This is a genomic window from Marivirga atlantica (assembly GCF_016734805.1).
Taxonomy (GTDB): Bacteria; Bacteroidota; Bacteroidia; order Cytophagales; family Cyclobacteriaceae; genus Marivirga; species Marivirga atlantica.
The window spans coordinates 1,239,204-1,262,514 of the sequence record NZ_JAERQG010000001.1 but is presented as its reverse complement, the minus strand read 5'-3'; the positions used below and the strand labels follow the sequence as shown (position 1 = coordinate 1,262,514).

Annotated in this window: 25 protein-coding genes; 15 read left to right on the top strand and 10 right to left on the bottom strand. The window is 36.2% G+C overall.

Translation table 11 applies throughout. The features are described 5' to 3' along the window. Positions 1-21 precede the first annotated feature (21 nt). From JKP34_RS05730 to JKP34_RS05705, 6 genes are all read right to left on the bottom strand, one after another. Positions 22-771, bottom strand: coding sequence for a hypothetical protein (locus JKP34_RS05730; RefSeq protein ID WP_201918594.1), 750 nt, complete (start codon positions 769-771; stop codon positions 22-24). A 66-nt stretch (positions 772-837) separates the two neighbouring features. Next, complete coding sequence (locus JKP34_RS05725; RefSeq protein ID WP_201918592.1) at positions 838-1,824, bottom strand: hypothetical protein; 987 nt, start codon at positions 1,822-1,824, stop codon at positions 838-840. 106 nt (positions 1,825-1,930) lie between these two features. Then, positions 1,931-2,194 (bottom strand): hypothetical protein, encoded by a 264-nt coding sequence (locus tag JKP34_RS05720; protein WP_201919335.1) that lies wholly within the window; start codon positions 2,192-2,194, stop codon positions 1,931-1,933. Between the two features lie 76 nt (positions 2,195-2,270). Continuing rightward, on the bottom strand, positions 2,271-2,771 hold the full coding sequence (locus JKP34_RS05715; RefSeq protein WP_201918590.1) for a GNAT family N-acetyltransferase: 501 nt from the start codon (positions 2,769-2,771) through the stop codon (positions 2,271-2,273). A 17-nt stretch (positions 2,772-2,788) separates the two neighbouring features. Next, positions 2,789-2,965 carry a hypothetical protein gene (locus JKP34_RS05710; protein WP_201918588.1) on the bottom strand — a complete coding sequence of 59 codons (177 nt, stop codon included), beginning with the start codon at positions 2,963-2,965 and terminating at the stop codon, positions 2,789-2,791. Between the two features lie 141 nt (positions 2,966-3,106). Continuing rightward, positions 3,107-4,216, bottom strand: a complete 1,110-nt coding sequence (locus tag JKP34_RS05705; protein ID WP_201918585.1) for a GAF domain-containing protein — start codon at positions 4,214-4,216, stop codon at positions 3,107-3,109. A gap of 268 nt (positions 4,217-4,484) precedes the next feature. Between JKP34_RS05705 and JKP34_RS05700 the strand changes: the two genes are divergently transcribed. The 5 genes from JKP34_RS05700 to JKP34_RS05680 all read left to right on the top strand — a co-directional run bounded on the left by JKP34_RS05700 (position 4,485) and on the right by JKP34_RS05680 (position 11,873). Beyond that, positions 4,485-4,955: a YehS family protein gene (locus tag JKP34_RS05700; protein WP_201918583.1), complete on the top strand. Its 471-nt coding sequence runs from the start codon at positions 4,485-4,487 to the stop codon at positions 4,953-4,955. A gap of 81 nt (positions 4,956-5,036) precedes the next feature. Beyond that, a complete protein-coding gene (locus tag JKP34_RS05695) occupies positions 5,037-7,325 on the top strand; it encodes an acyl-CoA dehydrogenase family protein (RefSeq protein ID WP_201918582.1) in 2,289 nt (762 codons plus the stop codon). A gap of 122 nt (positions 7,326-7,447) precedes the next feature. Further along, on the top strand, positions 7,448-9,004 hold the full coding sequence (locus JKP34_RS05690; protein WP_201918580.1) for an SDR family NAD(P)-dependent oxidoreductase: 1,557 nt from the start codon (positions 7,448-7,450) through the stop codon (positions 9,002-9,004). Positions 9,005-9,135: 131 nt separating this feature from the next. Then, positions 9,136-11,274 (top strand): glycoside hydrolase family 97 protein, encoded by a 2,139-nt coding sequence (locus JKP34_RS05685; RefSeq protein ID WP_201918578.1) that lies wholly within the window; start codon positions 9,136-9,138, stop codon positions 11,272-11,274. Between the two features lie 89 nt (positions 11,275-11,363). Beyond that, positions 11,364-11,873 (top strand): hypothetical protein, encoded by a 510-nt coding sequence (locus JKP34_RS05680; RefSeq protein WP_201918576.1) that lies wholly within the window; start codon positions 11,364-11,366, stop codon positions 11,871-11,873. A 59-nt stretch (positions 11,874-11,932) separates the two neighbouring features. Here JKP34_RS05680 and JKP34_RS05675 read toward each other — a convergent pair whose 3' ends face one another. Next, positions 11,933-12,406, bottom strand: a complete 474-nt coding sequence (locus JKP34_RS05675; protein ID WP_201918575.1) for a DUF6265 family protein — start codon at positions 12,404-12,406, stop codon at positions 11,933-11,935. A 73-nt stretch (positions 12,407-12,479) separates the two neighbouring features. On the opposite strand from JKP34_RS05675, the gene JKP34_RS05670 reads away from it, so the two are divergent. The 9 genes from JKP34_RS05670 (at position 12,480) to JKP34_RS05630 (ending at position 20,010) form a co-directional block, all read left to right on the top strand. Next, positions 12,480-13,427, top strand: coding sequence for an alpha/beta fold hydrolase (locus JKP34_RS05670; RefSeq protein WP_201918573.1), 948 nt, complete (start codon positions 12,480-12,482; stop codon positions 13,425-13,427). A 22-nt stretch (positions 13,428-13,449) separates the two neighbouring features. After that, positions 13,450-13,740, top strand: a complete 291-nt coding sequence (locus JKP34_RS05665) for a hypothetical protein (protein WP_201918571.1) — start codon at positions 13,450-13,452, stop codon at positions 13,738-13,740. Between the two features lie 17 nt (positions 13,741-13,757). Then, complete coding sequence (locus tag JKP34_RS05660) at positions 13,758-15,023, top strand: hypothetical protein (RefSeq protein WP_201918569.1); 1,266 nt, start codon at positions 13,758-13,760, stop codon at positions 15,021-15,023. Between the two features lie 8 nt (positions 15,024-15,031). Then, the gene (locus tag JKP34_RS05655) at positions 15,032-15,589 is read left to right on the top strand and encodes a pentapeptide repeat-containing protein (protein WP_201918567.1); all 558 of its coding nucleotides are present in this window, start codon (positions 15,032-15,034) and stop codon (positions 15,587-15,589) included. A 40-nt stretch (positions 15,590-15,629) separates the two neighbouring features. Continuing rightward, on the top strand, positions 15,630-16,703 hold the full coding sequence (locus tag JKP34_RS05650) for a hypothetical protein (protein WP_201918565.1): 1,074 nt from the start codon (positions 15,630-15,632) through the stop codon (positions 16,701-16,703). A gap of 70 nt (positions 16,704-16,773) precedes the next feature. After that, positions 16,774-17,559: a tryptophan-rich sensory protein gene (locus tag JKP34_RS05645; protein ID WP_201918563.1), complete on the top strand. Its 786-nt coding sequence runs from the start codon at positions 16,774-16,776 to the stop codon at positions 17,557-17,559. Positions 17,560-17,621: 62 nt separating this feature from the next. Further along, on the top strand, positions 17,622-18,260 hold the full coding sequence (locus JKP34_RS05640; protein ID WP_201918560.1) for a transglutaminase-like domain-containing protein: 639 nt from the start codon (positions 17,622-17,624) through the stop codon (positions 18,258-18,260). Positions 18,261-18,300: 40 nt separating this feature from the next. After that, the gene (locus tag JKP34_RS05635) at positions 18,301-19,287 is read left to right on the top strand and encodes a bestrophin family protein (protein ID WP_201918558.1); all 987 of its coding nucleotides are present in this window, start codon (positions 18,301-18,303) and stop codon (positions 19,285-19,287) included. A gap of 294 nt (positions 19,288-19,581) precedes the next feature. Then, positions 19,582-20,010 carry a response regulator gene (locus tag JKP34_RS05630; protein ID WP_201918556.1) on the top strand — a complete coding sequence of 143 codons (429 nt, stop codon included), beginning with the start codon at positions 19,582-19,584 and terminating at the stop codon, positions 20,008-20,010. Here JKP34_RS05630 and JKP34_RS05625 read toward each other — a convergent pair. After that, positions 20,000-20,413, bottom strand: a complete 414-nt coding sequence (locus tag JKP34_RS05625) for a DUF7793 family protein (RefSeq protein ID WP_236664901.1) — start codon at positions 20,411-20,413, stop codon at positions 20,000-20,002. The genes JKP34_RS05630 and JKP34_RS05625 overlap by 11 nt on opposite strands. Before the next feature lie 175 nt (positions 20,414-20,588). Between JKP34_RS05625 and JKP34_RS05620 the strand changes: the two genes are divergently transcribed. Beyond that, positions 20,589-21,350, top strand: a complete 762-nt coding sequence (locus JKP34_RS05620; RefSeq protein ID WP_201918552.1) for a hypothetical protein — start codon at positions 20,589-20,591, stop codon at positions 21,348-21,350. On the opposite strand, the gene JKP34_RS05615 is transcribed toward JKP34_RS05620, so the two are convergent. Together JKP34_RS05615 and tatC are read right to left on the bottom strand one after the other, a co-directional pair. After that, positions 21,351-22,481: a DNA polymerase III subunit gene (locus JKP34_RS05615; protein WP_201918550.1), complete on the bottom strand. Its 1,131-nt coding sequence runs from the start codon at positions 22,479-22,481 to the stop codon at positions 21,351-21,353. 1 nt (position 22,482) lies between these two features. After that, positions 22,483-23,310, bottom strand: coding sequence for a twin-arginine translocase subunit TatC (gene tatC / locus JKP34_RS05610; RefSeq protein ID WP_201918548.1), 828 nt, complete (start codon positions 23,308-23,310; stop codon positions 22,483-22,485). Between the last annotated feature and the right edge of the window lies 1 nt (position 23,311).

The following is a 23,311-nucleotide window of genomic DNA, read 5'->3' as shown; positions in this document are numbered from 1 at the left end:
GAAAAGGAATAAAAAAATAGGCTAAGGATGTATTTGATCATGTAAATCTTTGATTATATCCAATGGATAATATTCTTTCTTTGAGTAGCCTTCTTTTCTAAATTCGAGATAAAAGTAATGAAATCTATCTTGCGTAGTTAATTCACCATCTTCATTTACATCTTCTAAAGTTCTATAATAAAGTCCATTATCTCCTTTTAGCATTCGGTAATCATAAAACTCATGTAGTTCTGGTGTAATCTTGGTTAATTCTGTTCCATTCAATTTACTTATGTAGAGTGATTCAATATCCTCACTATTCAATTTGGAATCACCATTAGTATCTCTATCATAGACAACATAAAGTAGATAAGCCTGCTTAGTTAAATCATAGAGTTGTCTTAAAAAAACACCTCCCTTTATAGTAATTTTATTTTTCGTTAAAAGTCTTCTTCCTGAACTGTCTTCAAAAATAATATTGATGAAGTCTCCTCTAAAATTGTCTGACTTAAAATAATTAGAGGCAATATCTGAACTACTATAGGAAGTCGAAGAGTATTTACTGTACTTTCCTCTTCGCTTGAATTCAACCAGTCCTACAGTATGAAGTAACACATCTGTGCTGTCAAATCGAATAGGTAAATCTGAAACTAGAATCTTTGTAGAATCCTGCATTCTATCGTCAACAATAGCCACACTATCAATAGTTGTTTGGCGATTGATTTTTGGCTTGGGACTACTACAACTGACTATAACTACAAACGCGGAAAGTATTATAATTCGATTTTTCATTTTGATAAGATTCAAAGTTCTATTTATTGCATTGCTGACTTATAGCTATACGATTAACTTTTTTACTTAAAGACAACTACATCCGAAAAAGTCAATTTCTTCATACCATAAATAGATAATTTCATTTTCCTTATTTCTGTATACCAATGCTCTAGAAGGTGTATCTAATTCATCATTAATTGGAAATGTATCAGCATATACAAAGAATAAATTATCTGATCCTTCAATTCTGGCGAAGGTTTTTTGATACTGATTACTATTTGGGCAATCAAGACATTCCTTTTTATAATCACTTCTTATTATTGAATCAACTGTAGGATTACTTTCGAAAATTAAATCTAGTTTTAAAGGACTGCTGAATAGAATCTTGTCACTTTTAGAAATAGAAGTTGTGTCAAGTGAGTATAAGTAAAACTCAAGGCATTCATCAAAGTAGGAACCCAACTCTGTTATTTTAGTAGTGCCAGTGCCATTAATTTTATAGTAATTAATTGTTGGCTTAGAAGTAGACTTATACATAGAATCTAACACCATTGGATAGAACTTTAATTTACCTAAATCCTCAATTGAAAATTCTGATGAAGTATCAACCTTATTGATTAAGTCCATTTCTTGTGAAACGGGAATTTGCCTGTTATCAACACGTTTGTATTTCGGATAAGTTAAAATACCAATTGCCGAATCAGTCACTCTAAAAATTGGGGAAAGCACTTCCTTGAATGCTAGACTTTGCTTCTCGTCATTCTTTAATGCACTCAAAAGATCCCTATTATTTTCGGAAAGTTCAGCTCTTGATAGTACTTGATTGATATAATTAACCTTCACAGAATCCTTTGGAAATCGCCTCCTCCAATACTTATCACAATCTGACAGTTCAGATTTGGGAACAGGCTTAAGCTTTTTAGTACCCTCTACATTTGCTGGACTCTCTTTGGTTAAGGTTTTCTTTTCCAAAGCAACCTTTGGCTTCTCTCTGTCAGTTTTTTCTTGAGTCTGTTTACTGCAAGAAACCAATATAATTAATCCTAATAAAATTGAAATTTTATGTATCATGTTGATTCATGATGAGTTTCAGACTTCATGCTTTACTAATAATAAACTGAAAAATTACTTAAAATTCTGTTGCCAAAAACTGATTTAATAACATTAATATTATCAGTCAAAGCCCTCGCTCTTTCAATAAGGCTTCCAACTCTGCATGTTTGTTAGGCTTAGTCAGCATTTTATACATGAAGTATATAGGGAATAACATAGGTATGATAATTACAAAATTCTTAGACTTAAAGGCAGCCACAAGTCCCACACCTACAACACCTCCCAGAAAGCCAATGACCAGGGCATTGAGCATCTTTGATTTCTGCATTTTCTTCTTTTCAAGCAGTAGCTGCTCATCAGTCATTTCAGCCAGTAAGCTATTTTCCATCATTTACGCATTAATTCAATAAGTAGCTTAAAGATAATTTTTTATTGATTATTAAGAATAGAAAATTGGCCTCTTGTTACTTTTTAATGCTTGCTTGTTCTCTGCTTAATTCATAAACATAGCAAATACTGGTATCAAAAGTTCTTTCCTCCACAAATTGAAAGCCAAGGCGCTCATAAAATTGGTGGGCTTTGGTGTTGCTTTTTAGTGGATCAATAAGAATGCTTGTTATAGCAGGGTCACTGAAACATTTTTCAATAGCCAGTTGCATCATTTGGCTGCCATAGCCTTTATTGAGGCAGTCTGCTTCACCTATCCAAATATCAATAGCACGTTTGTTAGGTGGCACCTTTCCCCAATAGTGGCTATCTTCCAGGTAAGGATCAATGATTTGAACAAAGCCGATAGCTTTGCCATCCAACTCAGCTATCAGCTGCTCACGCCATTCAGGGTTTCTTTTGAGTTCTTCTTCCCACATCCAGTCGTCATCAGGGTCGCAATCAATTACATGCTGCTGGGTATCCCAATATTGGAGTAAGTCCAAATCATTTATAGTGGCTGGCCTGAGCTTAATCATTTTTTATGATAATATATTTAACGCTTCTCAGCTTTTTGCTCAAATGCTCTGCGAAGGAATAAATCAGAAGCAGTATAACCCAAAATAAAGATCATACCTGTGAACTTTGCATACTCATGATCTCTGAATAAGTACGTAACTACCAATAATAGTATAGCCCAAAGCAATGCGTTTAAAGTCTGTATTTTTTTCATAGTCATATTTTTTAGTTGCCTTTTATTGGGTTAGTGTCATGATCAGTAAGTTTATTACACCTTATTCAATTTTTTATAGGAGTACACTCATTCTGGTTTGGGTATTTCAATTTGATATTCATTCTTTCGACTCTCTTATTATTAACCATTGGGATTATTCATCTTTTGCCTTTGTTTTTTCTTGGTATAAATTTTATTTAGGTTACGAGTGAACTCCTCCATTTGATTTGTTATTTCTCTCATGTAACTCAAATAGTTTCTAAATTTATCTTCAGAAAGGTCTCGATCGTTTTCAATTAAATTCATAAGCCCTAACATAGAGGTAACTGGCCTACGTAAAACATGAGAAATATCAAAGCATATTTGCTCAAGGGCAGATGAATGTTCATAGTGTTGGCTAACATCAATAAATGAACCGTGTAAAATTGACTCACCATGCTCATTTTTAGAAGGGCTTCCACTTACGGCATGCCACTTATAAGCTGCCTCATGCTTTACCCTATATTCGTGATAAAGAGGCGTTCCCTTATTTGCTGATTCCAAAACGGCATTTCTCAAGTCCTCTACATCATCAGTATGCATCAAAGAAAAGCCAATAGTTGCATCCTTTAACCATTCTTCTAAATTAACAGTAGGGTGTAGTTTTTTCATGCCCTGACTCAGATAAGTAAATTTAAAGGCTCCTGATTCAGATACTATCATTTCAAATAAACCTACAGGTAAGTTTTCAGTTAGTTTAACTAATCTGCTAGAATTAAAGTCTAAAGATCTGTTTAGGTTCTTAATTACTTTACGAGCTTCTATTCTATCAATTGCCTTTTTTGCCAGAATTTGAAGTGCACGTTTCTGGTCTTCGGTGATTTCCCTCGGCTTCCTATCAATTATACATAAAGTACCCAGTACATGGTTATTCTTGCTTACAAGAGGTGCTCCTGCATAAAAGCGAATATTAGGGTCATCTAAAACCAATTTATTATCTGCAAAACGTTCATCTTTTAGAGCATCGTTTACAACAAGTACTTCATTTGGCTTATGCAAGGTGTGTTTACAAAAAGAGTCTTCTACCTTGGTTTCATTCACTGTAAGTCCTTTATTGGATTTAAACCATTGTCGCTTTTCATCGAGTATGGTGATCAGTGATATAGGAGTTCCACAAATAATGGAAGCTAGCTCTGTTATATCATCTAAGTCTTTTTCGGAAGCGGTATCAAAAAGTTCATATGAGTTTACCTCTTCTAGTCTACTATTCATATGTTAGTAATCTTGTTATTATACTAGAACTAAGGGGAGATTTATAGCTAAAAAACAATTAAAAAGGCTTTGGCGGTTGTACTCAGAATTGTGAATATAATAGATTATTACAATTCTATATCTTAATTTTCACATCTTTAGTCGAAAAATTTATCGCCAATAATACAGGCATCTTTGGTTTTGCTCCTTAAGCTATTTTTACTTAACAGGTTATGTCCGTTTCGACTTGTTTTAAATAATATTTAAAATCCCTTAAATTTGCCAGCCTATGGCAGCATTAAGCAATAACGACATCCTCCGCAGACTTAGATACACATTCGATTTTTCAGATGAGCAAATGATTGATATCTATGAGCAGGCAGATGTAAAAGTAACTCGTTCTCTCATTTCAGATTGGCTCAAGCCTGAAACCGATGCCGATTATAAAGAAATGCACGATAATCAGCTGGCTGCCTTCCTCAATGGTTTTATCAACCTGAAAAGAGGTAAAAAAGAAGGCGTGCAACCCCCTATCGAAAAAACGTTGAATAACAATCTTATCCTTAAAAAGCTCAAAATCGCACTTACGCTCAAAACGGAAGACATAGTTGAGCTTTTTGAATTGACTGATTTAAAGGTAAGCAATACGGAAATTACCGCCTTTCTTCGGAACCCCAAGCAACCACAATATCGGCCATTCATGGACCAGTTTTTAAGGAACTTCATGCTTGGCTTGCAGATAAAGCACAGAGGTAAATAAAGGATTTACCTTACCGAAAAATTATATTTCTTTAATCAAAATAGGCCTTGCATAGTTATTTGGTTTTAAAACCTTATACCTATGGTCAACTCCACTTATTTTGAGAATAATCCCAAGCTTTATCTTTTCCTACCAATGCTTTATGTGCTTTGGGCCGATTCAGTGCTTTCTAAACGAGAGCTGCAATTGCTTGAAGAGCTGATTAAAAGTCAGAAATGGATTAATGCTGAAGAGCAGGATTTTTTAGAGCAATATTTAAATCCTGAAAACCCGCCAAGTCCGCAAACACTCAAAAAGTGGAGAAAAACAATACTCGAAGCAGCCGAAACTCAGGAAGAATCATTAAGCACTTTGGGTAAGGCGTTGGTGAAACATCATGACAAAGAGCATGAAGCCGCTATCAGTCCTGAAACCTTAGAAAGCTTTCAAGAAGCTGAAGAAAAAATCGGCCTACTACATAAAGAAACCAATTACATTTTTCAGAAAAAGCATGATACGGTTACATCTCAACTACAGACAGAGTCCGACTTTCCGGTAAAAAAGCTGACACAACTATTGGAAGGCACACAAGGTGAAACCATCCAAAAAGTAAAGGCTGTTATCAGCGATCCTTCTTTTAAATATCCTGATAAAGGCGATCTTCAAACAGAGCGGGAACAGGTTTACGCCTTGTGCAAAACTTTGGCAGAAAATGGTTTTGGAAGTTGGGCATTCCCGAAGGAGTACGGAGGTAAAGGTGATATGGAAGGCTACTTCACCATCATGGAAACCTTGAGCTATCATGACTTGAGCCTTGTAATCAAATTTGGCGTTCAATTTGGCCTGTGGGGAATGAGCGTATTCTTTTTGGGCTCAGAAAAGCATCATCAGAAATACCTAACCGATATTGGGAGCTTGAAACTACCTGGCTGTTTTGCAATGACGGAAACCAACCATGGTAGTAATGTGAAGGGCCTTGAAACTACCGCTACCTACAGTAAAGCAGATAAAACCATAACCATCAATACGCCTCATGAGAAGGCTTGCAAAGAATATATTGGCAATGCAGCCATGCACGGACAAAAGGCTACAGTTTTCGCCAAGCTCATTATAGATGAAGTAGATTATGGCGTTAGCGCTTTTGTAGTGCCGCTCAGAACTTCAGAAGGAAACCTGATAGATGGTGTTCGCATAGAAGACTGTGGCAGAAAAATGGGACTCAATGGTGTTGATAACGGTAAAATCTGGTTCGATAATGTGGCGATACCAGTGGATGACATGCTGGATAAATTTTCAGGAATAGATGACCATGGTGAATTTTTTAGCTCTATCTCCAGTGATAACAGACGGTTTTTTACCATGCTAGGTACGCTGGTAGGTGGCCGTATTGGTATTCCACGGTCCGCACTAGCAGCTGCAAAAAAAGGCTTGACTATAGCCATTAGATACAGTGATCAGCGTAAGCAATTCGGACCAAAAAATGGAGAAGAAGTACCTATCCTCAATTACCGCATGCATCAAAGGAGGCTATTGCCCCCTTTGGCAACAAGCTATGCGCTTCACTTCAGCTTGCAATATTTAACCAAACGCTTCCTCAATAAAACTGAGGATGATGCCCGCGAAATAGAAGCACTCGCAGCAGGACTTAAAGCTTATACTACCTGGTTTACCACTGCTACTTTACAGGAGTGTAGAGAAGCGACTGGCGGCAAAGGTTACCTGTGGGAAAATGCTATACCAGCACTAAAAGCTGATACGGACATCTACACCACTTTTGAAGGCGATAATACTGTGCTAATGCAACTGGTAGCCAAAAACAGGCTCACCGAATTCAAACAGGAATTTGGCGATATGGATTTCATTACTGTGTTTAACTACCTCACCAATAGCGCAAAGGTTAACCTGATAGAGAAAAATCCTATTGCTGTAAGACGCACGGATGATGAACATCTACTTGATTTGGAATTTCACGAAAGTGCCTTCCGCTACAGAGAAGAGCACATTTTGAGCGCTGCAGCTCAAAGACTAAAAAGATTGATTGATGACGGCATGGATTCCTTCGATGCCTTCAATGTAAGTGGACATCATTTGGTGAATGTTGGCATCGCCTATATTGAAAGAATTGTTTTAGAGCAATTTCATGAAGCCATCAAGAATGTAGAAGATGAATCTTTAAAGCCAACTTTAGATAAACTTGCTAGCTTATTTGCTCTTTCAGTGATAGAAAAAAATAAAGGTTGGTATTTAGAAGATGGCTATATGGAGGGCGTAAAGACAAAGGCTATAAGAAAAATGGTAAATCAGCTGAGCTGGGAGTTAAGAAAAGATGCGGTGGCCTTAACAGAAGTATTTGATATCCCTGAAAATTGTTTGGCAGCAGCAATTGCCTGAAAGACTTTATTTATAGAATGGGATTTGAGATTAAAAACTAGGCATAATTTTCATATTGAAAGTAGCAATTTTTAGTCTTTTACCTCACTTATTTTAACTAGCTTTGCCACAATTTTTTACATATGTGTCAAGTGGATCAGAACGGTCATCAAGAAGAATTAAGTGAAGAGCAAATTGCCCAATGCATTGCCACTTTAGAATTACTCAATAAGAATACTCATCAAATTTTTGAAATTGCTGAAGAGCAACGCATTGCCTTGTTAAAAGCCGCAGGTTTGCTATCAAGACCAAGCAGAGAAGAATTTGCTCGTAGAAAAAAAGACGCTAAGAAAGCTCAAAAGCGGAAGTTGGCTGAGCGGGATAAGCACGCCCGAAATGGAACTGGAATTAGGAGTGCCAGAGAAGCCACCATCTTTATTGCTCCTCGCATGTTAGATGACACCTCTTCGTTGGAAGATATGCCTGAGCTAGAGTCTCCTAGAAACTGTTACGTTTGTAAAAAAGTATATACCAAGTTGCACCATTTTTATGATACCATGTGTCCGGAATGTGGTGATTTCAACTATGCCAAACGTTTCCAAACAGCGGACCTAACAGGCCAGGTAGCCTTGGTTACAGGCTCCCGCTTAAAAATTGGTTACCACATTACTTTGATGATGTTACGTGCCGGAGCAACCGTTATTGCTACTACACGCTTTCCTGTTGACTCAGCCTTACGCTTTGCCAAGGAAGATGACTTTAATGATTGGGGCCATCGATTAAAAATTCATGGTCTGGATTTAAGACATATACCAAGTGTTGAAATATTCTGTAATTACATAGAACAGCAATATGATAGACTGGATGTGCTAATAAACAACGCAGCCCAAACGGTAAGAAGGCCGGCTGGTTTTTACCAGCATTTAATGCCAAATGAAGAAAAAAGTTTTAGCAGTCTACCACCTTACGCTCAGGATTTACTGAAAGACCATGAAGCTTGCCTGGCTGAACTAAGAACTTTGAGTGAGCCCTTCCAAAAAGGAGAAAATAAAAACTTACCAGTCACCTGGCACGGAAAACAAATAGGCATTGGGCTAAGTGCTTCGGCCAAACTATCGCAAATTCCCTATAGTATTGACAACTCGCTTTCGGCTGATGAAGTATTTCCTGAAGGTAAACTTGACGCTGACCTGCAACAAGTGGATTTAAGAAAAACCAATAGCTGGCGTTTGAGACTTGGAGAGGTGCATACCAATGAAATGCTGGAAGTTCAGTTAGTGAATTCTGTAGCGCCATTTGTGCTTTGCAACAGGCTTGCTAAGCTTATGCAAAAAGACAATACAGGTAAAAAACATATCATCAATGTTTCTGCTATGGAAGGCAAATTCCATAGATGGCACAAAGAAGACCGCCATCCGCATACCAATATGGCAAAAGCAGCCTTAAATATGATGACACACACTTCAGCACAAGGCTTAGCTAAAGATGGCATTTACATGAATGCCGTTGACACAGGTTGGGTAACTGATGAAGACCCAGCAGAATTAGCCAAAAAGAAGCAAGAAATTCACGATTTTCAACCTCCATTGGATATTGTTGATGGAGCTGCCCGTGTAATGGATCCATTATTCGATGGTATCAATACTGGAAAACACTGGTGCGGAAAATTCCTGAAAGACTACTTTCCTATTGATTGGTAGATAAAGCTGACAATTTATTAGCCGTACATTTGACTACTGAAACTTACTAAGTGTACCTATTACACTTAATTGATTCATTCCTTTCAGGCATGAAAACGATTTCCTATTTTGCATAAAAAACAGCTACAATCATGCAACGCATACTCATTTTCATCTTGTCATTCGCGCTAATAACCACAGTGAATGCACAGCAGCATAAATCCCCTAATGGAAATTTCGAACTGATCTTCCAGCTGAATAAAGGGATTCCTACTTATCGGTTAAGTTATAAGGGCAAGCCTATTATAAAAGAGAGTAAGTTAGGCCTTGAAATAAAAGATATGGAGCCACTTACAGGCAATTTTATGGTGGCCGACACCAAAGAAACCACCTTTGATGAAACCTGGGAACCAGTTTGGGGAGAAACTGCAACCATCAGAAATCATTACAACGAACTCTTGGTGACCTTAACTCAGGAAAACACTAAGCGCAGCATGATGATCCGTTTTAGGGTATTTGATGATGGTTTAGGTTTTCGTTATGAATTCCCTAAGCAAACTGACCTCAATTACTTTATAGTAACTGATGAGAAAACAGAATTTGCTATGGCGGGTGACCACACCGCCTGGTGGCTCGCAGGCGATTATGATACGCAAGAGTATGATTATACCAAATCTAAGCTTTCAGAAATCCCTTCTAAAATGGAAAATGCCATTGGGCCTAATGCTTCGCAAACTCCTATTTCAGAATCTGCTGTGCAAACATCTTTGATGATGAAATCAGATGATGGCCTATACATCAACCTGCACGAGGCCGCTTTATTAAAATATTCATGCATGCACTTAGAGCTGGATACAGATCGCATGGTGTTTGAATCTACCTTAACGCCTGATGCCGTTGGTAATATGGCTTATATGCAAACACCAGCTAAAACCCCGTGGCGTACTATTATTGCCAGTGAAAACGCAGGTGATATTCTTTTGTCCAATATAACTTTGAATTTGAATGAACCTAATGCCATTGAAGATGTAAGCTGGATTGAGCCTGTAAAATACATTGGCGTTTGGTGGGAAATGATAACGGGAAAAAGTGATTGGGCTTATAATCAGTCGATAGGTACTGTTAAACTAGGCCAAACGGATTATTCCAAATATGAAGCTTCTCCACGTCATGCGGCCAATACTACCAAGGTAAAAAGGTATATCGATTTTGCTGCCGAACATGGTTTCGATCAGGTTTTAGTTGAGGGCTGGAATGAAGGTTGGGAAGACTGGTTCGGTAAGTCGAAAGATTTCGTTTTTGACTTCATCACGGCTTATCCTGATTTTGATGTAGTAGAATTAAGAGAGTATGCCAAGAGCAAAGGGGTTCGGTTGATGATGCACCATGAAACTTCAGGAGCTATCAGAAACTACGAACGTTGGATGGACCAGGCTTACCAGTTTATGGTCGATAACAATTACAATTCAGTAAAAAGTGGATACGTAGGTGATATTATCCCTCGTGGAGAGCACCATTATGGTCAATGGGCTATCAACCATTACAATTATGCTGTAAGAAAGGCTGCAGATTATAAAGTAATGGTGAATGCACATGAGGCTGTTAGACCAACGGGCTTACGCAGAACATGGCCAAACATGATAGGTAATGAATCTGCCAGAGGAACTGAATATGAAGCTTTCGGTGGAAATACTCCTGATCATACCACCATACTTCCGTTCACAAGGTTGATTGGAGGCCCTATGGATTACACACCAGGTATTTTCGTAATGGATATGACTAAGCTGAATCCTAATAACAACTCAAGGGTAAGATCAACCATCGCTCGTCAGTTAGCATTGTATGTAACTATGTACAGTCCGTTGCAAATGGCTGCCGACTTACCAGAACATTATGAAATGTATATGGATGCTTTCCAATTCATTAAAGATGTAGCGATTGACTGGCAGAAAAGCTTAGTCTTAGAAGCTGAACCTGGAGACTTCATCACTTATGCTCGTAAAGAGAAAAATGGAGAAAGATGGTTTGTAGGGAGAACTAATGATGAAGAAAAAAGAACTTCTAACATAAATTTCGGCTTCTTAACTAAAGGGCAAGATTACATCGCTACAGTTTATAGCGATGCGGCTGATGCTAGCTGGGAGAAAAATCCTGCAGCTTATGAAATCAAGAAATATGTAGTAAATAGTAAGTCTGATATTAGCATCAACTGCGCATCGGGTGGTGGTTATGCTATTAGCCTTGTGCCTGTGAAAGACAAAAAAGAGACTAAAGGATTGAAGAAATTATAACAGAAGAAGTCAATTTATAAAAGAGGGAGGTTTTGCGCTTCCCTTTTTTTGATTATCTTTCAACTAAATAATTAGTTGATTTTATGAAAATGACAAAAACATACTTACTTGCACTTTTAGTATTTCTTTCAATTATAGCCTGTTCTACAAAAAAGGATGAAGATAAAGCTTTAGTTACTGAGTCAAAAGTTGAAGTAATCAATCTTGATAATAGAGACAGCTACACTATGGAATATGTGAAACAACTGGATTCTATTCACCAGAATTTGCTAGACCCTTCCAAAAGTAAAGAACAATATGATGCGGTACTAAAAGCCTGGCAAGACTATCACACAGGCTTGGGCGAAATATTGAATAAGTCGGAACTTACATCCGATGACACGGCTGAAACCACGCTAAAAATATTTCACAGAATTTATTTTAAAGCCGATGGTCAGGTGAAAACTCATCTATTCAAGGTACTTTCCCCTGAGTTAAGTGACTCTATTAAAAACCAATTTACCAATAAAATTGCCACTTTCGATTCCGACTTTGATATGCCTCTGGAGCGCATAAACGATTATGCACAATGCGGTAAAGCAGCATATTTGATAAATTGATTAATCCATCATTAAGTCATCCCATGACTTAAAGTCATAGGATAACTGTTATATTCTATTTACTTACGCTTCATATGAAAAACTTCGGTTCTCACACCTCCGTCTTTCGTTTTCATTTTTAAATAGATGTTCATACTATCAGGCGGCAAGTATTCATATTTCAGTCCTTTTAGCTCGATTGTTTTATCATCGAATGATATCATCTTAAAAGTAAGATAATCACCCTTTTCTTCCCAACCAGTCATATCAGGATTAAAATGTTTTAAATAAAGTCCTTCTTCATCGAGCACAAAAAATTCATAAAAGTTGAGGCTACTATCTGCATTGTAATGTCTGTAAGTACCCATTACTTTTCCATCTAAGCCAGGTGGCGACCAAAGTTCTTCCGAATAACCTCCAAATCCATCTCCTACCCAACTGCCTTGAATCCAGCTATAGGCGGGGGCCTCTTCTACATTTATTGACTCACTTGTTGCTGCCGTCAACAGCAGCGTTAAAATAAGTATTAAACCTATTATTTTAATTTTATTCATAATTGATAGTTATTAATGGCGAGCATTTCTTTCTATTAATTTACATCAAAAAAACTTCTGTTACTTTTACCTAATGAAAATCATTTTCAAAACACTCAGAACACTAATCATTCTATTAGTAATTGCTATAATATTGATTGTTGTTCTATTCGGGCATGCTGATATTCCTTTAGAGGAACTAAAAGCAAAATATGCAAATGAGCACTCTCAATTTATGCCATTAAATGGCATGGAGGTGCACTATAGAGATGAAGGTAATAAGCAGGATTCTCTCCCCATTATACTGATTCATGGTACAGGAGCTAGCTTGCATACATTTAACGACTGGGCAGCATCACTAAAAGAAAATCATCGCGTCATACGAATGGATTTACCGGCTTATGGACTAACGGGGCCATTTCCTGATGGCAACTACAACATAGAACACTATGTCGATTTTCTCAATGGTTTTCTGAACCAATTACGTATTGACCAATGCATTATTGCTGGTAATTCTTTAGGTGGTCAAATTGCCTGGCGCTATACAGCTGCTTATCCTGATAAAGTTAACAAGCTGATTCTGATAGATGCAGCAGGTTATACCATAAGATCTAAAAGTGTACCTCCGGCTTTTAAAGCTGCCAGAATTCCGGTAATCAAAAACCTTTTCACCTATATCACTCCTCGATCTGTAGCCAAGGCTAGTGTAGAAAATGTGTATTATGATCAATCAAAAGTGACTGAAGAATTAGTTGATCGATATTTTGAGTTAACACTTAGAGACGGAAATAGGCAAGCATTTGTCGATAGATTTTCTGCCAGCTACGATACAACTGCTGTAGACTTCATTAAAGCTATTCAACAACCTACTTTGGTGATGTGGGGTAAGCAGGACGATTTAATTCCAGTTTATATGGCAGAGCAATTCCATCAAGATTTACCTAATGATACGCTGGTAATTTTAGATAAAGCTGGCCACGTGCCCATGGAGGAAATCCCTGAAAGGAGTTTGGAGGTGGTTAGAGAGTTTCTAAAGCAGTAAAATATTAATATAAATTTGTGAAATGATAGGAGCAGGATTTATAGCAGATATGGCCAAAAAGATGAAGCAAAATAGTGCTTTACTCAGGAGGAAGTCATATTTTGAGATGCAAAAGGAATCCAACAAAAAAGCTAGCCATCAAAAGATTAAAATCCCCAAAGCCAGCCCAGAACAACTTAAAAAGTATAAAGCCAAAGCCCATCATGACAATAAAAATGGCCTAACAGCCGCAATTTTAAAGACAAGCCTAATCGTTATTTTTATACTTGCCTTTGGACTGTTATGCGTTATATTAATTTCTAAACGGATTTAATTATTTATTCTCATTCAATGAAATTAAACCTTTTTAGCATCATTCTTTTATTAGTTTTCTCACAAAAGTTATATGCACAACATACTCAGAAGGAAATAGAGAAAATAAAGAACGGAGAGATTTTCTTCACATATGCTTTTGATAACAAAGAAGCAGCTGAAATAAGCCAAGAAGTATTGGATAATTACAGGTTAAAAACTGTGAATGCACTTATAGATAGCAATATGAGTGAATTCAATTCATTAGCTTTGGTTAAAATAGCATATTTGCCAAAGCAAAGTTTCTACATCTTCAATCCTACCGACTGGGAAATTTTGCTACTTCTTAGAAAAAAATACGATGCATTTTTTAAAAGTATTAAATCTGACAAGATTACGAGTAATGATCAAGATCGCTATTGGGCGGAGGATCGGGAAACAATAACTCTCTATTTCTCATTCGAATCATTCAAATACAACCTTCCTCAATATGTACTTAAGCATAAGTCTGCGATTATAGATGAATTACTTGAAAGTGATCTCAGCTCGAGTGAATTGGAATTTATAAAGCTTTACTTAGATGATTACTTATATAAATTTAATCCATGCGAAGAAAATCTAGAAAAAAGAATTTCTGAGACTACAGAAGTTTTTATTCAAAAATATCACGGAAGTGAACTTGCAGTATTTGCTGAAAAATTCTTCAAACAAAGGTTCAAAACAAGTAAATTTACTTATTCAGCATTTTTTGAAACGGGTTTAATCCTTCAGTCAAAACCGTTAAATGAATATCTATCATTCTCGGTGCCTATAATAGCGAGGTTAGCACTTTCCTATGAGAGATTTACTTTATCAGGAGGTTTTGGCAGGAGTTTATTCCAAAACATTAAGCAGGATTTCGATTATGGTTCTACATGGCCTAAAGACGAAAATGCGGGCTTTACACTTATTGATGTTTCTGTTTCATATGACCTTATTAACACATCAAAAATAAAGGTTGCACCATTAGCTGGTTTAAGAGGAATTATCATTATTAAACCATCCGATGAAGAGAATAGCCTGAATATTCCATTTTACAACCCATTGATGTTTGGGGTTAACATTGATTTCACAAAGGAGCTCAATAAATGTAATTTCATTTTCAACAAAAAAGTGCACAAGAGAAGAGATTATAAAATAAAGCGAATAGGGTTTAGTTATCAAAATCCGGGCTTTGATGTATTAGTTCCTCCTCTAAGTGGATCAGTTTATTCAATCACTATCGCTTTTGGGCGAAAAAGTCATTTTGTAAAAGAAATAAAATAGACAAGGAAATGGACACCTACTTCACTGAAGAAACCTATAAAAATAGCTCCTCAATTGAAAAAGGCACTTATGAGGATTGCACTTTTATCGATTGCAAACTAGCCTCCCATGATCTTCGTGATTATGTATTTATCAACTGCGAATTTAAAGGATGTGATTTAAGCAACACCAATATATTAAGAGCCGCCTTTCGTGAAGTTGATTTTTATGACTGTAAACTTATTGGGTTGAAGTTTGACGAATGCAATGACTTTCTCTTTGAAGTTAATTTCAACAATTGCCAATTGGATTTTGCCTCATTTTATCAGCGTAAAATGAGTAAAACCAACTTCATTAACTGCCAGCTCAAAGAGGTTGACTTTTCAGAAGCTAATCTAACTGAATCAAATTTTGATGAATCGGACTTATCAGGTGCTATCTTCGAGGCAACGAATCTTCAAAAAGCTGACTTCTCTACTGCCCTTAACTATCAAATTGATCCTGAAAGCAATCAAATGAAAGCTGCGAAATTCTCAAGTCAAGGTCTATCAGGTTTATTAGCTAAGTATCAACTGAAAATTGTATAAACGGCTTCAATAAATTAAATTGCGAGCTGATTTTTATCTTATGCATTTAAAACTCACAGTGTTCATCTCTCTTTTTCTGATTCTCCTAAATCAGAACACTTCTTTTGGTCAAGCAGATTTTAAAGCTGGCTTTATAGTAAACCATGTCAATGATACCATCTATGGTTTAATAGACTATCGGGGTGATTTAATGATGGCTGAGAAATGCAGGTTTAAGCAAACTAAAGAGGCTAATATTGAAATATATCTACCAGCCGATATTAATGCTTACAAATTCCTCGATGGTAAATATTATGTAAGTAAAAGCTACAAAGGCAAGCAGCTTTTTCTTGAGTTTTTAGTCAACGGAGAACTTGATGTTTTCTATTACAGAGATAAGGCTGGTGATCATTATTTAGTAGAAAAGGAAAACAAAGAACTTACTGAACTCCCTTACTCAGAAGGTACCAGAATGCAGAATGATGTAGAATATGCCTTTAAAAGCACAAAACACATCGGTTTGCTTAGTATTTACACAGAAGATGCCCCAGAAATTCATCAAAATATTCAGAATCTAAAAGAACCTAATCATAAAGGCTTAATTAACATTGCTAAAAAGTATCATGAGCAAGTTTGTACAGATGGTTCAGAATGTATTGTTTTTGAAAAACAACTCCCATTATTCAGTTTAGGAGTTGAGCTTTTTGTTGGTAATGTGACTTTGGCAAAGTCTTTAAGAAAAGAGGTCGATAGCGAAATAAAATACTTTTTACAACAGGGTGTTCTGCTACACTTATGGATGCCAAGAACCAATGAAAAGCTTTTTTTTAAAACAGGTTTGCAGAGATTACATTTGAAACTTGATGAATCTGGAGAGACTGAATATAAAATCCCTATTCACTTCCAATATGTATTTCCTAAATGGAAGGTAAGACCTACTGCTTCTTATGGTATCAATTTTTATGTCCCCGCTGTAATCACTAATTCATTTAATATTGGTAGTCAGTTTTTGATAACTGATAAGCTAAGAATTAATCTTATAGCTGAAGCCGAATTTTTTGGTGAATTCGTTCCATTTATACCAGCACATCTTTTCTATTACTCTTTTAATGGAGGCTTGATGTACAAATTTTAGTGTTCTGGGTTCAGAAACATTAAGCCCTGATGAATGTTAAAAGTACAGAACTTCATTTAACATTAGGCTTATGAAAAAATTCTGGAGCATCTTTAATTTGGCATCAGTTATCGGAATTATTTATTGGAACTACTTGGCTGCAACAGGCTTCATTAATAACCAAAAAATGGGTCAGTTAAGTGATGAAATCAATAGCTTATTTACACCTGCAGGTTATGCCTTTTCTATATGGAGCCTTATTTACCTTGCACTTTTAGTTAATGCGGTATGGTATGTTATCAAAGCTTTCAAAAATGAGGAAGGTAAGATTCTAGAACAGCTCGGCCCCTGGCTATCATTTGCCAATGTAGCATCTGGTTTTTGGCTGTGGTTTTGGCTCAACGAGCAGTTTGCACTATCCGTGGTATTTATGCTCTTAATACTTCTTTCATTACTCATCGCCATCGTTAAACTTAATATGGAAAGGTTGGATGCACCAGCTACAATAATTGGCTTTGTGTGGTGGCCTGTTTGTCTATACAGCGGTTGGATAACGGTAGCAACAGTCACCAATATTTCAGCCTATTTAAAGGTTAATGATTTTAACTGGCTTTTTAGTGAGCCCCACTGGGCAATCATTCTAATTGGTATTTCTACTGCCATATATTTGTATATGCTGTGGAGCAGGTATATGCGTGAATTTGCTGCTGTAGGCATGTGGGCTTTTATAGCTATAGCTGTAAGGCATTGGGGAGAAATACAATCTATAGCAAATGCTGCAATTCTTGCCACTGTGGTACTCGCTTTTTTCTCAGCTTTACAAGGCTTTAAGTACCGAAAAAGTAATCCTTTCTTCAAAATGGTTTTCGGGGGTTAAAAAGTATCTTTAATTTTAAAGATACGTTTGACATTATTTAACACATTAGCAAGCAATTATTAATGGATAAATATTTAGCTGAAAGCTTCTTTTTTGATTACAAATCTGAAGAAATTCAAGAACTCATAAAAGAGTTTAATACTTATGAGTTATCCGACAAAGAAAAGGCTATAGCGCTTTACAATAAAATTAGAGATGGCTGGTATTATAAACCAGATCATATCTCTTTCAATCCTGATTTCTTAAAATCAAGCAACATCTATAAAAAGCCCTACGGCCACTGCATTGATAAATCTGTGCTATTAGTTTCTGGTTTAAGAGGATTGGGAATACCGGCCAGGCTACATCTTGCTAAAGTAAAAAATCATATTGCCGTGGAAAGCTTAACAGAATGGCTGGGCACCAATGAGCTTACCCCTCATGGTATGGTTGATATTTATTTAGATGGAAAATGGCTAAAAGCTTCTCCAGCTTTCAATAAGGAACTATGCATTAAATGCAAGGTCGATCCGCTTGATTTTGATGGTGAAAATGATTCCCTCTTTCAGGAATATGATAAAGAAGATAATCAGTTCATGGAATATATAGAAGATTATGGCTCTTTTGATGACATCCCTGTTGAATTTATGATGGAAAACATGCGAGCTCATTACCCTAAATTGATGGAGTCAATGGAGGCTAACAAAGAATTCCGCCTATAACGAAATAATCCTTATCTTGAACAGCTAAAGATGCTGCTCCATGTATATTAAAAGACACTATGGCTTTTGGATGACCTTTAGTTGGTCATATGTACCCTTTCTCCTAGGTCTTATATATGCGCTTTCAATTTCGGCTATAGCCTATTATTTTGATTTTAATCTTTTCTTGCCTTGGCAACCTTTGAGTGTAATAGGCATTGCCGTTGCATTTTACCTGGGCTTTAAAAATAACAGTTCTTATGATCGTACTTGGGAAGCCCGAAAAATTTGGGGAAGCATTGTAAATTTCAGCCGTTCTTTTGGGGCTGCCACCGTCACATTCATTCAGGGTGATAATGAAGATATCCTTAAAAAAGAATTGATTTACAGACACATTGCATGGTTAACGGCATTACGTTATCAACTTAGACTTACCAAAGAATGGGAGCATACTAATGAAAGAATTAAGGGGCGCTATAGCCCAAAAGTATGTGAAGAATTTATTGATAAACTTGATGGCGAATTAGCATTCTATTTAAATGCTGAAGAGCTAAATTCTTATAAAGAAAACTCCAACATTGCCACTCAGATAATGCGTAGGCAATCTGAACGATTACAGGAGCTAAGAAACCAACAATATTTTGATGATTTCCGCCATATGGAGTTTCATCAGTTAGTAACCGCCTTTTATACCGACCAGGGGAAATCAGAAAGAATAAAAAATTTCCCTTTTCCCAGACAATATGCTTCTACAACTTTGTGGCTTACAATGGTATTTGCTGCACTCACCCCACTCGGAATGGTAGATGTTTTTCATAACATAAGTGGGTGGGCTTATTGGCTATCTCCTTTTATTTCTGCCTTAGTCATCTGGATCTTCTTTTTGATGGAAAAAATAGGAGACTATTCTGAAAATCCATTTGAAGGTACTTATAATGATGTACCCATCACTTCAATTGCCAGAACAATTGAGATTGATTTAAGAGAAATGATCAATGATGCTGATATACCTTCTCCAACTAAGGCAGAAAACGGATTTCAGCTATAACGACCATAAAAAAGTTTTTTACATTATATTTCCTGAGGTAAGAAAAACTAAACAATGATACCTTTTCACTTCTTAATATTAAGCAGGTTCTTTAAAATCATTTATTTAACGGCTTAAATAACTAGTATTAAGAGTAGGTTCAATTCAATCTAGGACACTTCTTATTTATTTTATTTAAAGTATGAAACGTTACATTAGTGATTTTTGCCTGGTTATAGATTTAAATAGGTGATTTACCTAGTGATAATTAAGGTACATTTGTATTCTAATTTTTAAATGAATCAATCAAATTAAATGCTAAAGCAAATAAATTGTGTATTACTAGTGGATGATGATGAAGCAACCAACTTCATTAATCAAATGGTAATAGAAGAGTCTTGTTGTGCAGAGAAGATAGTTGTTAGGGAGAGCGGATTTGAAGCTTTAGAATACCTTACATCAACCGAGAATGGCGAACACCCTCAGCCGGATTTAATTTTTCTAGACATCAATATGCCAGGTATGGATGGATTTGAATTTCTGGAAGAATATGAAAAATTAACCACAGAGCAGAAAGGTAAACACGTTGTTGTAATGCTTACAACTTCAGTAAACCCTGACGACAAGGATAGGGCTGCCAAATTTAAAGAAGTGGATCAGTTTATGCATAAACCACTTACATCAGAAATGTTTGTAGAGGTAATGGAAAAACACTTTCCCACAATAATGTCGTCTAGAAACTAATATTATTGCTTAACATCTGATTTTGACACCAAGAAAGGGCCTCCTCATATTTTGTAAATAATTCATAATGTATGGGGGGACTTTTAACTCTAAATATATTCTCTAACACTATTTGCATAGAAGGATTTGGTACTACATAGGCCATAGCTTGTAAAGAGTGCTCTATATCATCTTTGTATTTTTTTATAAACTCACCAACCATTAATCGTTGTTCGGCATTAAGAGGGCGTGCCATTGAAATATCATTAATTAATATTAATGGGCTCTCTGATGTCCTGAGCATGTTAAGGAGTTCAATAAGGTAATCCTTTAGTAATTGCTGGTTTACTTCAATATCACTTATTGTACCAACCAGAATTCTCTCATTGGGGTAAAAGAACTTTGCAAGTTTTGTTTTATTCATCATGGCAACGTCTAACGTTCCTATTAAATATAAGGATTATCTACAATTAATTTCACCTATCAATTATTAATTAATTTCTCTAAAAAGCTTACACTCATCGAGTAATGTTACCTAAATATTAATTTTTGAATCAATTTCTTTAGATATTTGTTAACAATTAGTTAACATTGACTATATGAATTATAAAAATTATATATTTTTTATTTCTATAATACTATTTTCTCTAGCTGGGATACAAAGCGAGCTTAGGGCAACACATACTTTTCCAGTTGATAATGCAGTGCAAAAACAAATCCCTGACAGCATTAAAACGCAGTATTTCGCTCAACTTGAACCTCTATTAAATAAGTTGGCAAAGAAAAAAGGCAACTCCATTGATTACTTTCTTGAGCATTTATTCTACAAAACGCATAGGAAAATTCTGAAGCATTACACTAAGTATAATAGTAGTTTAGATGAAGTTTTAGCAAACGGTAACTACGATTGTGTAACAGGTTCACTGCTTTATGCCTTTATTCTCGATCATTTCAATATTCCATATAAAATAATAGAGACTGATTTTCATGCTTTTCTTATTGTTAAACCAGAGGGTAAGGAATTTATTTTTGAAGTAACCGATCCTCTTGGAGGCTTTATTACGGATAAAAAAGAAGTGCTAAAATTCAAGATTAAGTATTTTCCTGATAAAAATTCATTAGGATTAAATTCAGCAGATGAAATAGGAAGAGCTTACTTTACTTCATCTGAAGGCAACACCATTTATAATGAAGTAAATTTTATGCAGCTATACGCACTGCAATATTACAATCAGGGAATTTTGGCATTAAATAATAAGGCTTATCAAAAAGCGGTTGAAGAATTGAAGATTGCCAGAAATATCTATCCCTCAAGAAGAGTAAAAGCCATCATGGCTATTTCTGAAAGCCTTTCAGATTAATCAGCTCTCACGAAATAACTTCATGAAGTTTATAGAAAGATTCATAAAGGCCATTTTAGCACTGGCATTACGTTCTAGATGATAAGCAGTATCATTCAATAAAGTAGCCATTGCAGATCCTCTTTCAAGGGTAATAGTCTTGCTAAAATTTTCAATGAACTTCAGATGGGCCTCGGGAATTCTCAATAATTCCTTTGATTGTATACCTGCCATCAGTGCTTCTCTGATTACATTTTCAGCATGAATCAGCCATTGTTGTTGATTCAGTTTACTCCATTTATGAAAGTCCTCCGAACGTTTTACTAACTTGGTAAAGTCGCCAGTATAGCATTCACGCATCCATTGTTCAAATTCCTGCTGTGTATCATCAGAAACATCATCAATTAAAGAGACTGCCTTATGTAAATCACCTTGAGCCAAATGGGCTAATTGTTCGGCCTTCTGAGCTGTAAGTTCATACCAACTCACTAAAATATCTTTGATCTCTTCATCAGAATAAGCAGGTACAAATACACTTTGCGTTCTGGATGTAATAGTTCCTAAAAGCTTACCTTGATTGTTACTAACCAAAAGAAACACTGTTTTATCAGATGGTTCTTCAATAATCTTAAGAAGTGCATTAGCTGCTGAAGGATGTAAATATTCAGGCAACCATATAAGCATTACCTTATATTCACCTACAAATGCCTTTAAGGATAAGTTTTTAATGATCTGTCGGCTCTCTTCTCTTGAAATATTCAGTTGTTTATTCCCTACACCCAAGGTTTCAATCCAATCTGCTGCAGAACCAAAAGGATTGTTACTTAAAAAAGTTCTCCAGTATTTTAAAAAACTACTACTAACTTTTGCCTGGTCAGCTTTTATGGAATCATTTGCCGCTACTGGGAAGGAAAAATGGAAATCAGGATGAATAAACTTGGCATTTTTACTGCACGAATCGCAGTTTCCACAGGCATCTTCATCACCCTTATTCTGGCAATTTAAATAATTAGCATAGGCCAAAGCCATTGGTAGATTTGCAGTACCGGCCTTACCGAGAAACAATTGTGCGTGAGCAATATGGTTTTGCTTAACACCCTTAATCAGTTGTTTCTTTAAATCATGTAATCCTGGTATATCTGCAAAAAGCATATTATGGATTTAGTTTCTGTTTCTTCAGTTTTCTTTTGAGCACTGCTCCGGATACTGAAATACTAATTTCATATAAAATTAGAATAGGCAATGCTATTAACACCTGACTAATAGGATCAGGTGGGGTTATAATAGCCCCTAATATCAAAATAACCACAATGGCGTGCCTTCTATAATTTCTTAATACGGAAGGTGTAACTATGCCTGCCTTACTCATAAAAAAGACTACCATTGGCAATTGAAACATTAAACCACATGCCAGTACTAACATTGTAATAGTAGATACATATGAGGTTATATCAAACTCATTTAATACACTAGGATCAACCTGGTAATTGGCCAGGAAGTTGATTGAAATAGGTGAAACGATGAAGTATCCAAACAATACTCCCAGGGAGAATAGCAGACTCACAAAGAATGTTGCTCCCCTACTGTTTCTTTTTTCAGTGTCATACAAAGCAGGGCTTATGAATCTCCATATCTCCCAGAATACATATGGGAAAGCCACAACAAAGCCAAGAACCAGCGATACAGTTATGTGCATAGAAAACTGGCCTGTCATTTTTCTACTTTGAATAATGAAAGGAAGCTGCTCAATACAAAAAGCTGTTGAACCAGCTACTTGCTGGCCGAACTTACAGGCCATCTGGTAAAACCAAAAGTCGGGTCTTGACGGCCCAAGTATTAAGGTACCAAAAACAAATTCTTTGGCAGCAAATGCGGCTACTGATAAAACAATTATAGCCACTACTGAGCGCACAATGTGCCACCTCAGAGCTTCCAGATGCTCCAGAAAGCTCATTTCATCCTGCGGCTGATCTGCTGGCATA

Coding starts and splice junctions, on each gene's coding strand:
- JKP34_RS05730 (WP_201918594.1), bottom strand. CDS start 771: ATGAAAAATCGAATTATAATACTTTCCGCGTTTGTAGTTATAGTCAGT.
- JKP34_RS05725 (WP_201918592.1), bottom strand. CDS start 1,824: ATGATACATAAAATTTCAATTTTATTAGGATTAATTATATTGGTTTCT.
- JKP34_RS05720 (WP_201919335.1), bottom strand. CDS start 2,194: ATGGAAAATAGCTTACTGGCTGAAATGACTGATGAGCAGCTACTGCTT.
- JKP34_RS05715 (WP_201918590.1), bottom strand. CDS start 2,771: ATGATTAAGCTCAGGCCAGCCACTATAAATGATTTGGACTTACTCCAA.
- JKP34_RS05710 (WP_201918588.1), bottom strand. CDS start 2,965: ATGAAAAAAATACAGACTTTAAACGCATTGCTTTGGGCTATACTATTA.
- JKP34_RS05705 (WP_201918585.1), bottom strand. CDS start 4,216: ATGAATAGTAGACTAGAAGAGGTAAACTCATATGAACTTTTTGATACC.
- JKP34_RS05700 (WP_201918583.1), top strand. CDS start 4,485: ATGGCAGCATTAAGCAATAACGACATCCTCCGCAGACTTAGATACACA.
- JKP34_RS05695 (WP_201918582.1), top strand. CDS start 5,037: ATGGTCAACTCCACTTATTTTGAGAATAATCCCAAGCTTTATCTTTTC.
- JKP34_RS05690 (WP_201918580.1), top strand. CDS start 7,448: ATGTGTCAAGTGGATCAGAACGGTCATCAAGAAGAATTAAGTGAAGAG.
- JKP34_RS05685 (WP_201918578.1), top strand. CDS start 9,136: ATGCAACGCATACTCATTTTCATCTTGTCATTCGCGCTAATAACCACA.
- JKP34_RS05680 (WP_201918576.1), top strand. CDS start 11,364: ATGACAAAAACATACTTACTTGCACTTTTAGTATTTCTTTCAATTATA.
- JKP34_RS05675 (WP_201918575.1), bottom strand. CDS start 12,406: ATGAATAAAATTAAAATAATAGGTTTAATACTTATTTTAACGCTGCTG.
- JKP34_RS05670 (WP_201918573.1), top strand. CDS start 12,480: ATGAAAATCATTTTCAAAACACTCAGAACACTAATCATTCTATTAGTA.
- JKP34_RS05665 (WP_201918571.1), top strand. CDS start 13,450: ATGATAGGAGCAGGATTTATAGCAGATATGGCCAAAAAGATGAAGCAA.
- JKP34_RS05660 (WP_201918569.1), top strand. CDS start 13,758: ATGAAATTAAACCTTTTTAGCATCATTCTTTTATTAGTTTTCTCACAA.
- JKP34_RS05655 (WP_201918567.1), top strand. CDS start 15,032: ATGGACACCTACTTCACTGAAGAAACCTATAAAAATAGCTCCTCAATT.
- JKP34_RS05650 (WP_201918565.1), top strand. CDS start 15,630: ATGCATTTAAAACTCACAGTGTTCATCTCTCTTTTTCTGATTCTCCTA.
- JKP34_RS05645 (WP_201918563.1), top strand. CDS start 16,774: ATGAAAAAATTCTGGAGCATCTTTAATTTGGCATCAGTTATCGGAATT.
- JKP34_RS05640 (WP_201918560.1), top strand. CDS start 17,622: ATGGATAAATATTTAGCTGAAAGCTTCTTTTTTGATTACAAATCTGAA.
- JKP34_RS05635 (WP_201918558.1), top strand. CDS start 18,301: ATGTATATTAAAAGACACTATGGCTTTTGGATGACCTTTAGTTGGTCA.
- JKP34_RS05630 (WP_201918556.1), top strand. CDS start 19,582: ATGCTAAAGCAAATAAATTGTGTATTACTAGTGGATGATGATGAAGCA.
- JKP34_RS05625 (WP_236664901.1), bottom strand. CDS start 20,413: ATGAATAAAACAAAACTTGCAAAGTTCTTTTACCCCAATGAGAGAATT.
- JKP34_RS05620 (WP_201918552.1), top strand. CDS start 20,589: ATGAATTATAAAAATTATATATTTTTTATTTCTATAATACTATTTTCT.
- JKP34_RS05615 (WP_201918550.1), bottom strand. CDS start 22,481: ATGCTTTTTGCAGATATACCAGGATTACATGATTTAAAGAAACAACTG.
- tatC (WP_201918548.1), bottom strand. CDS start 23,310: ATGCCAGCAGATCAGCCGCAGGATGAAATGAGCTTTCTGGAGCATCTG.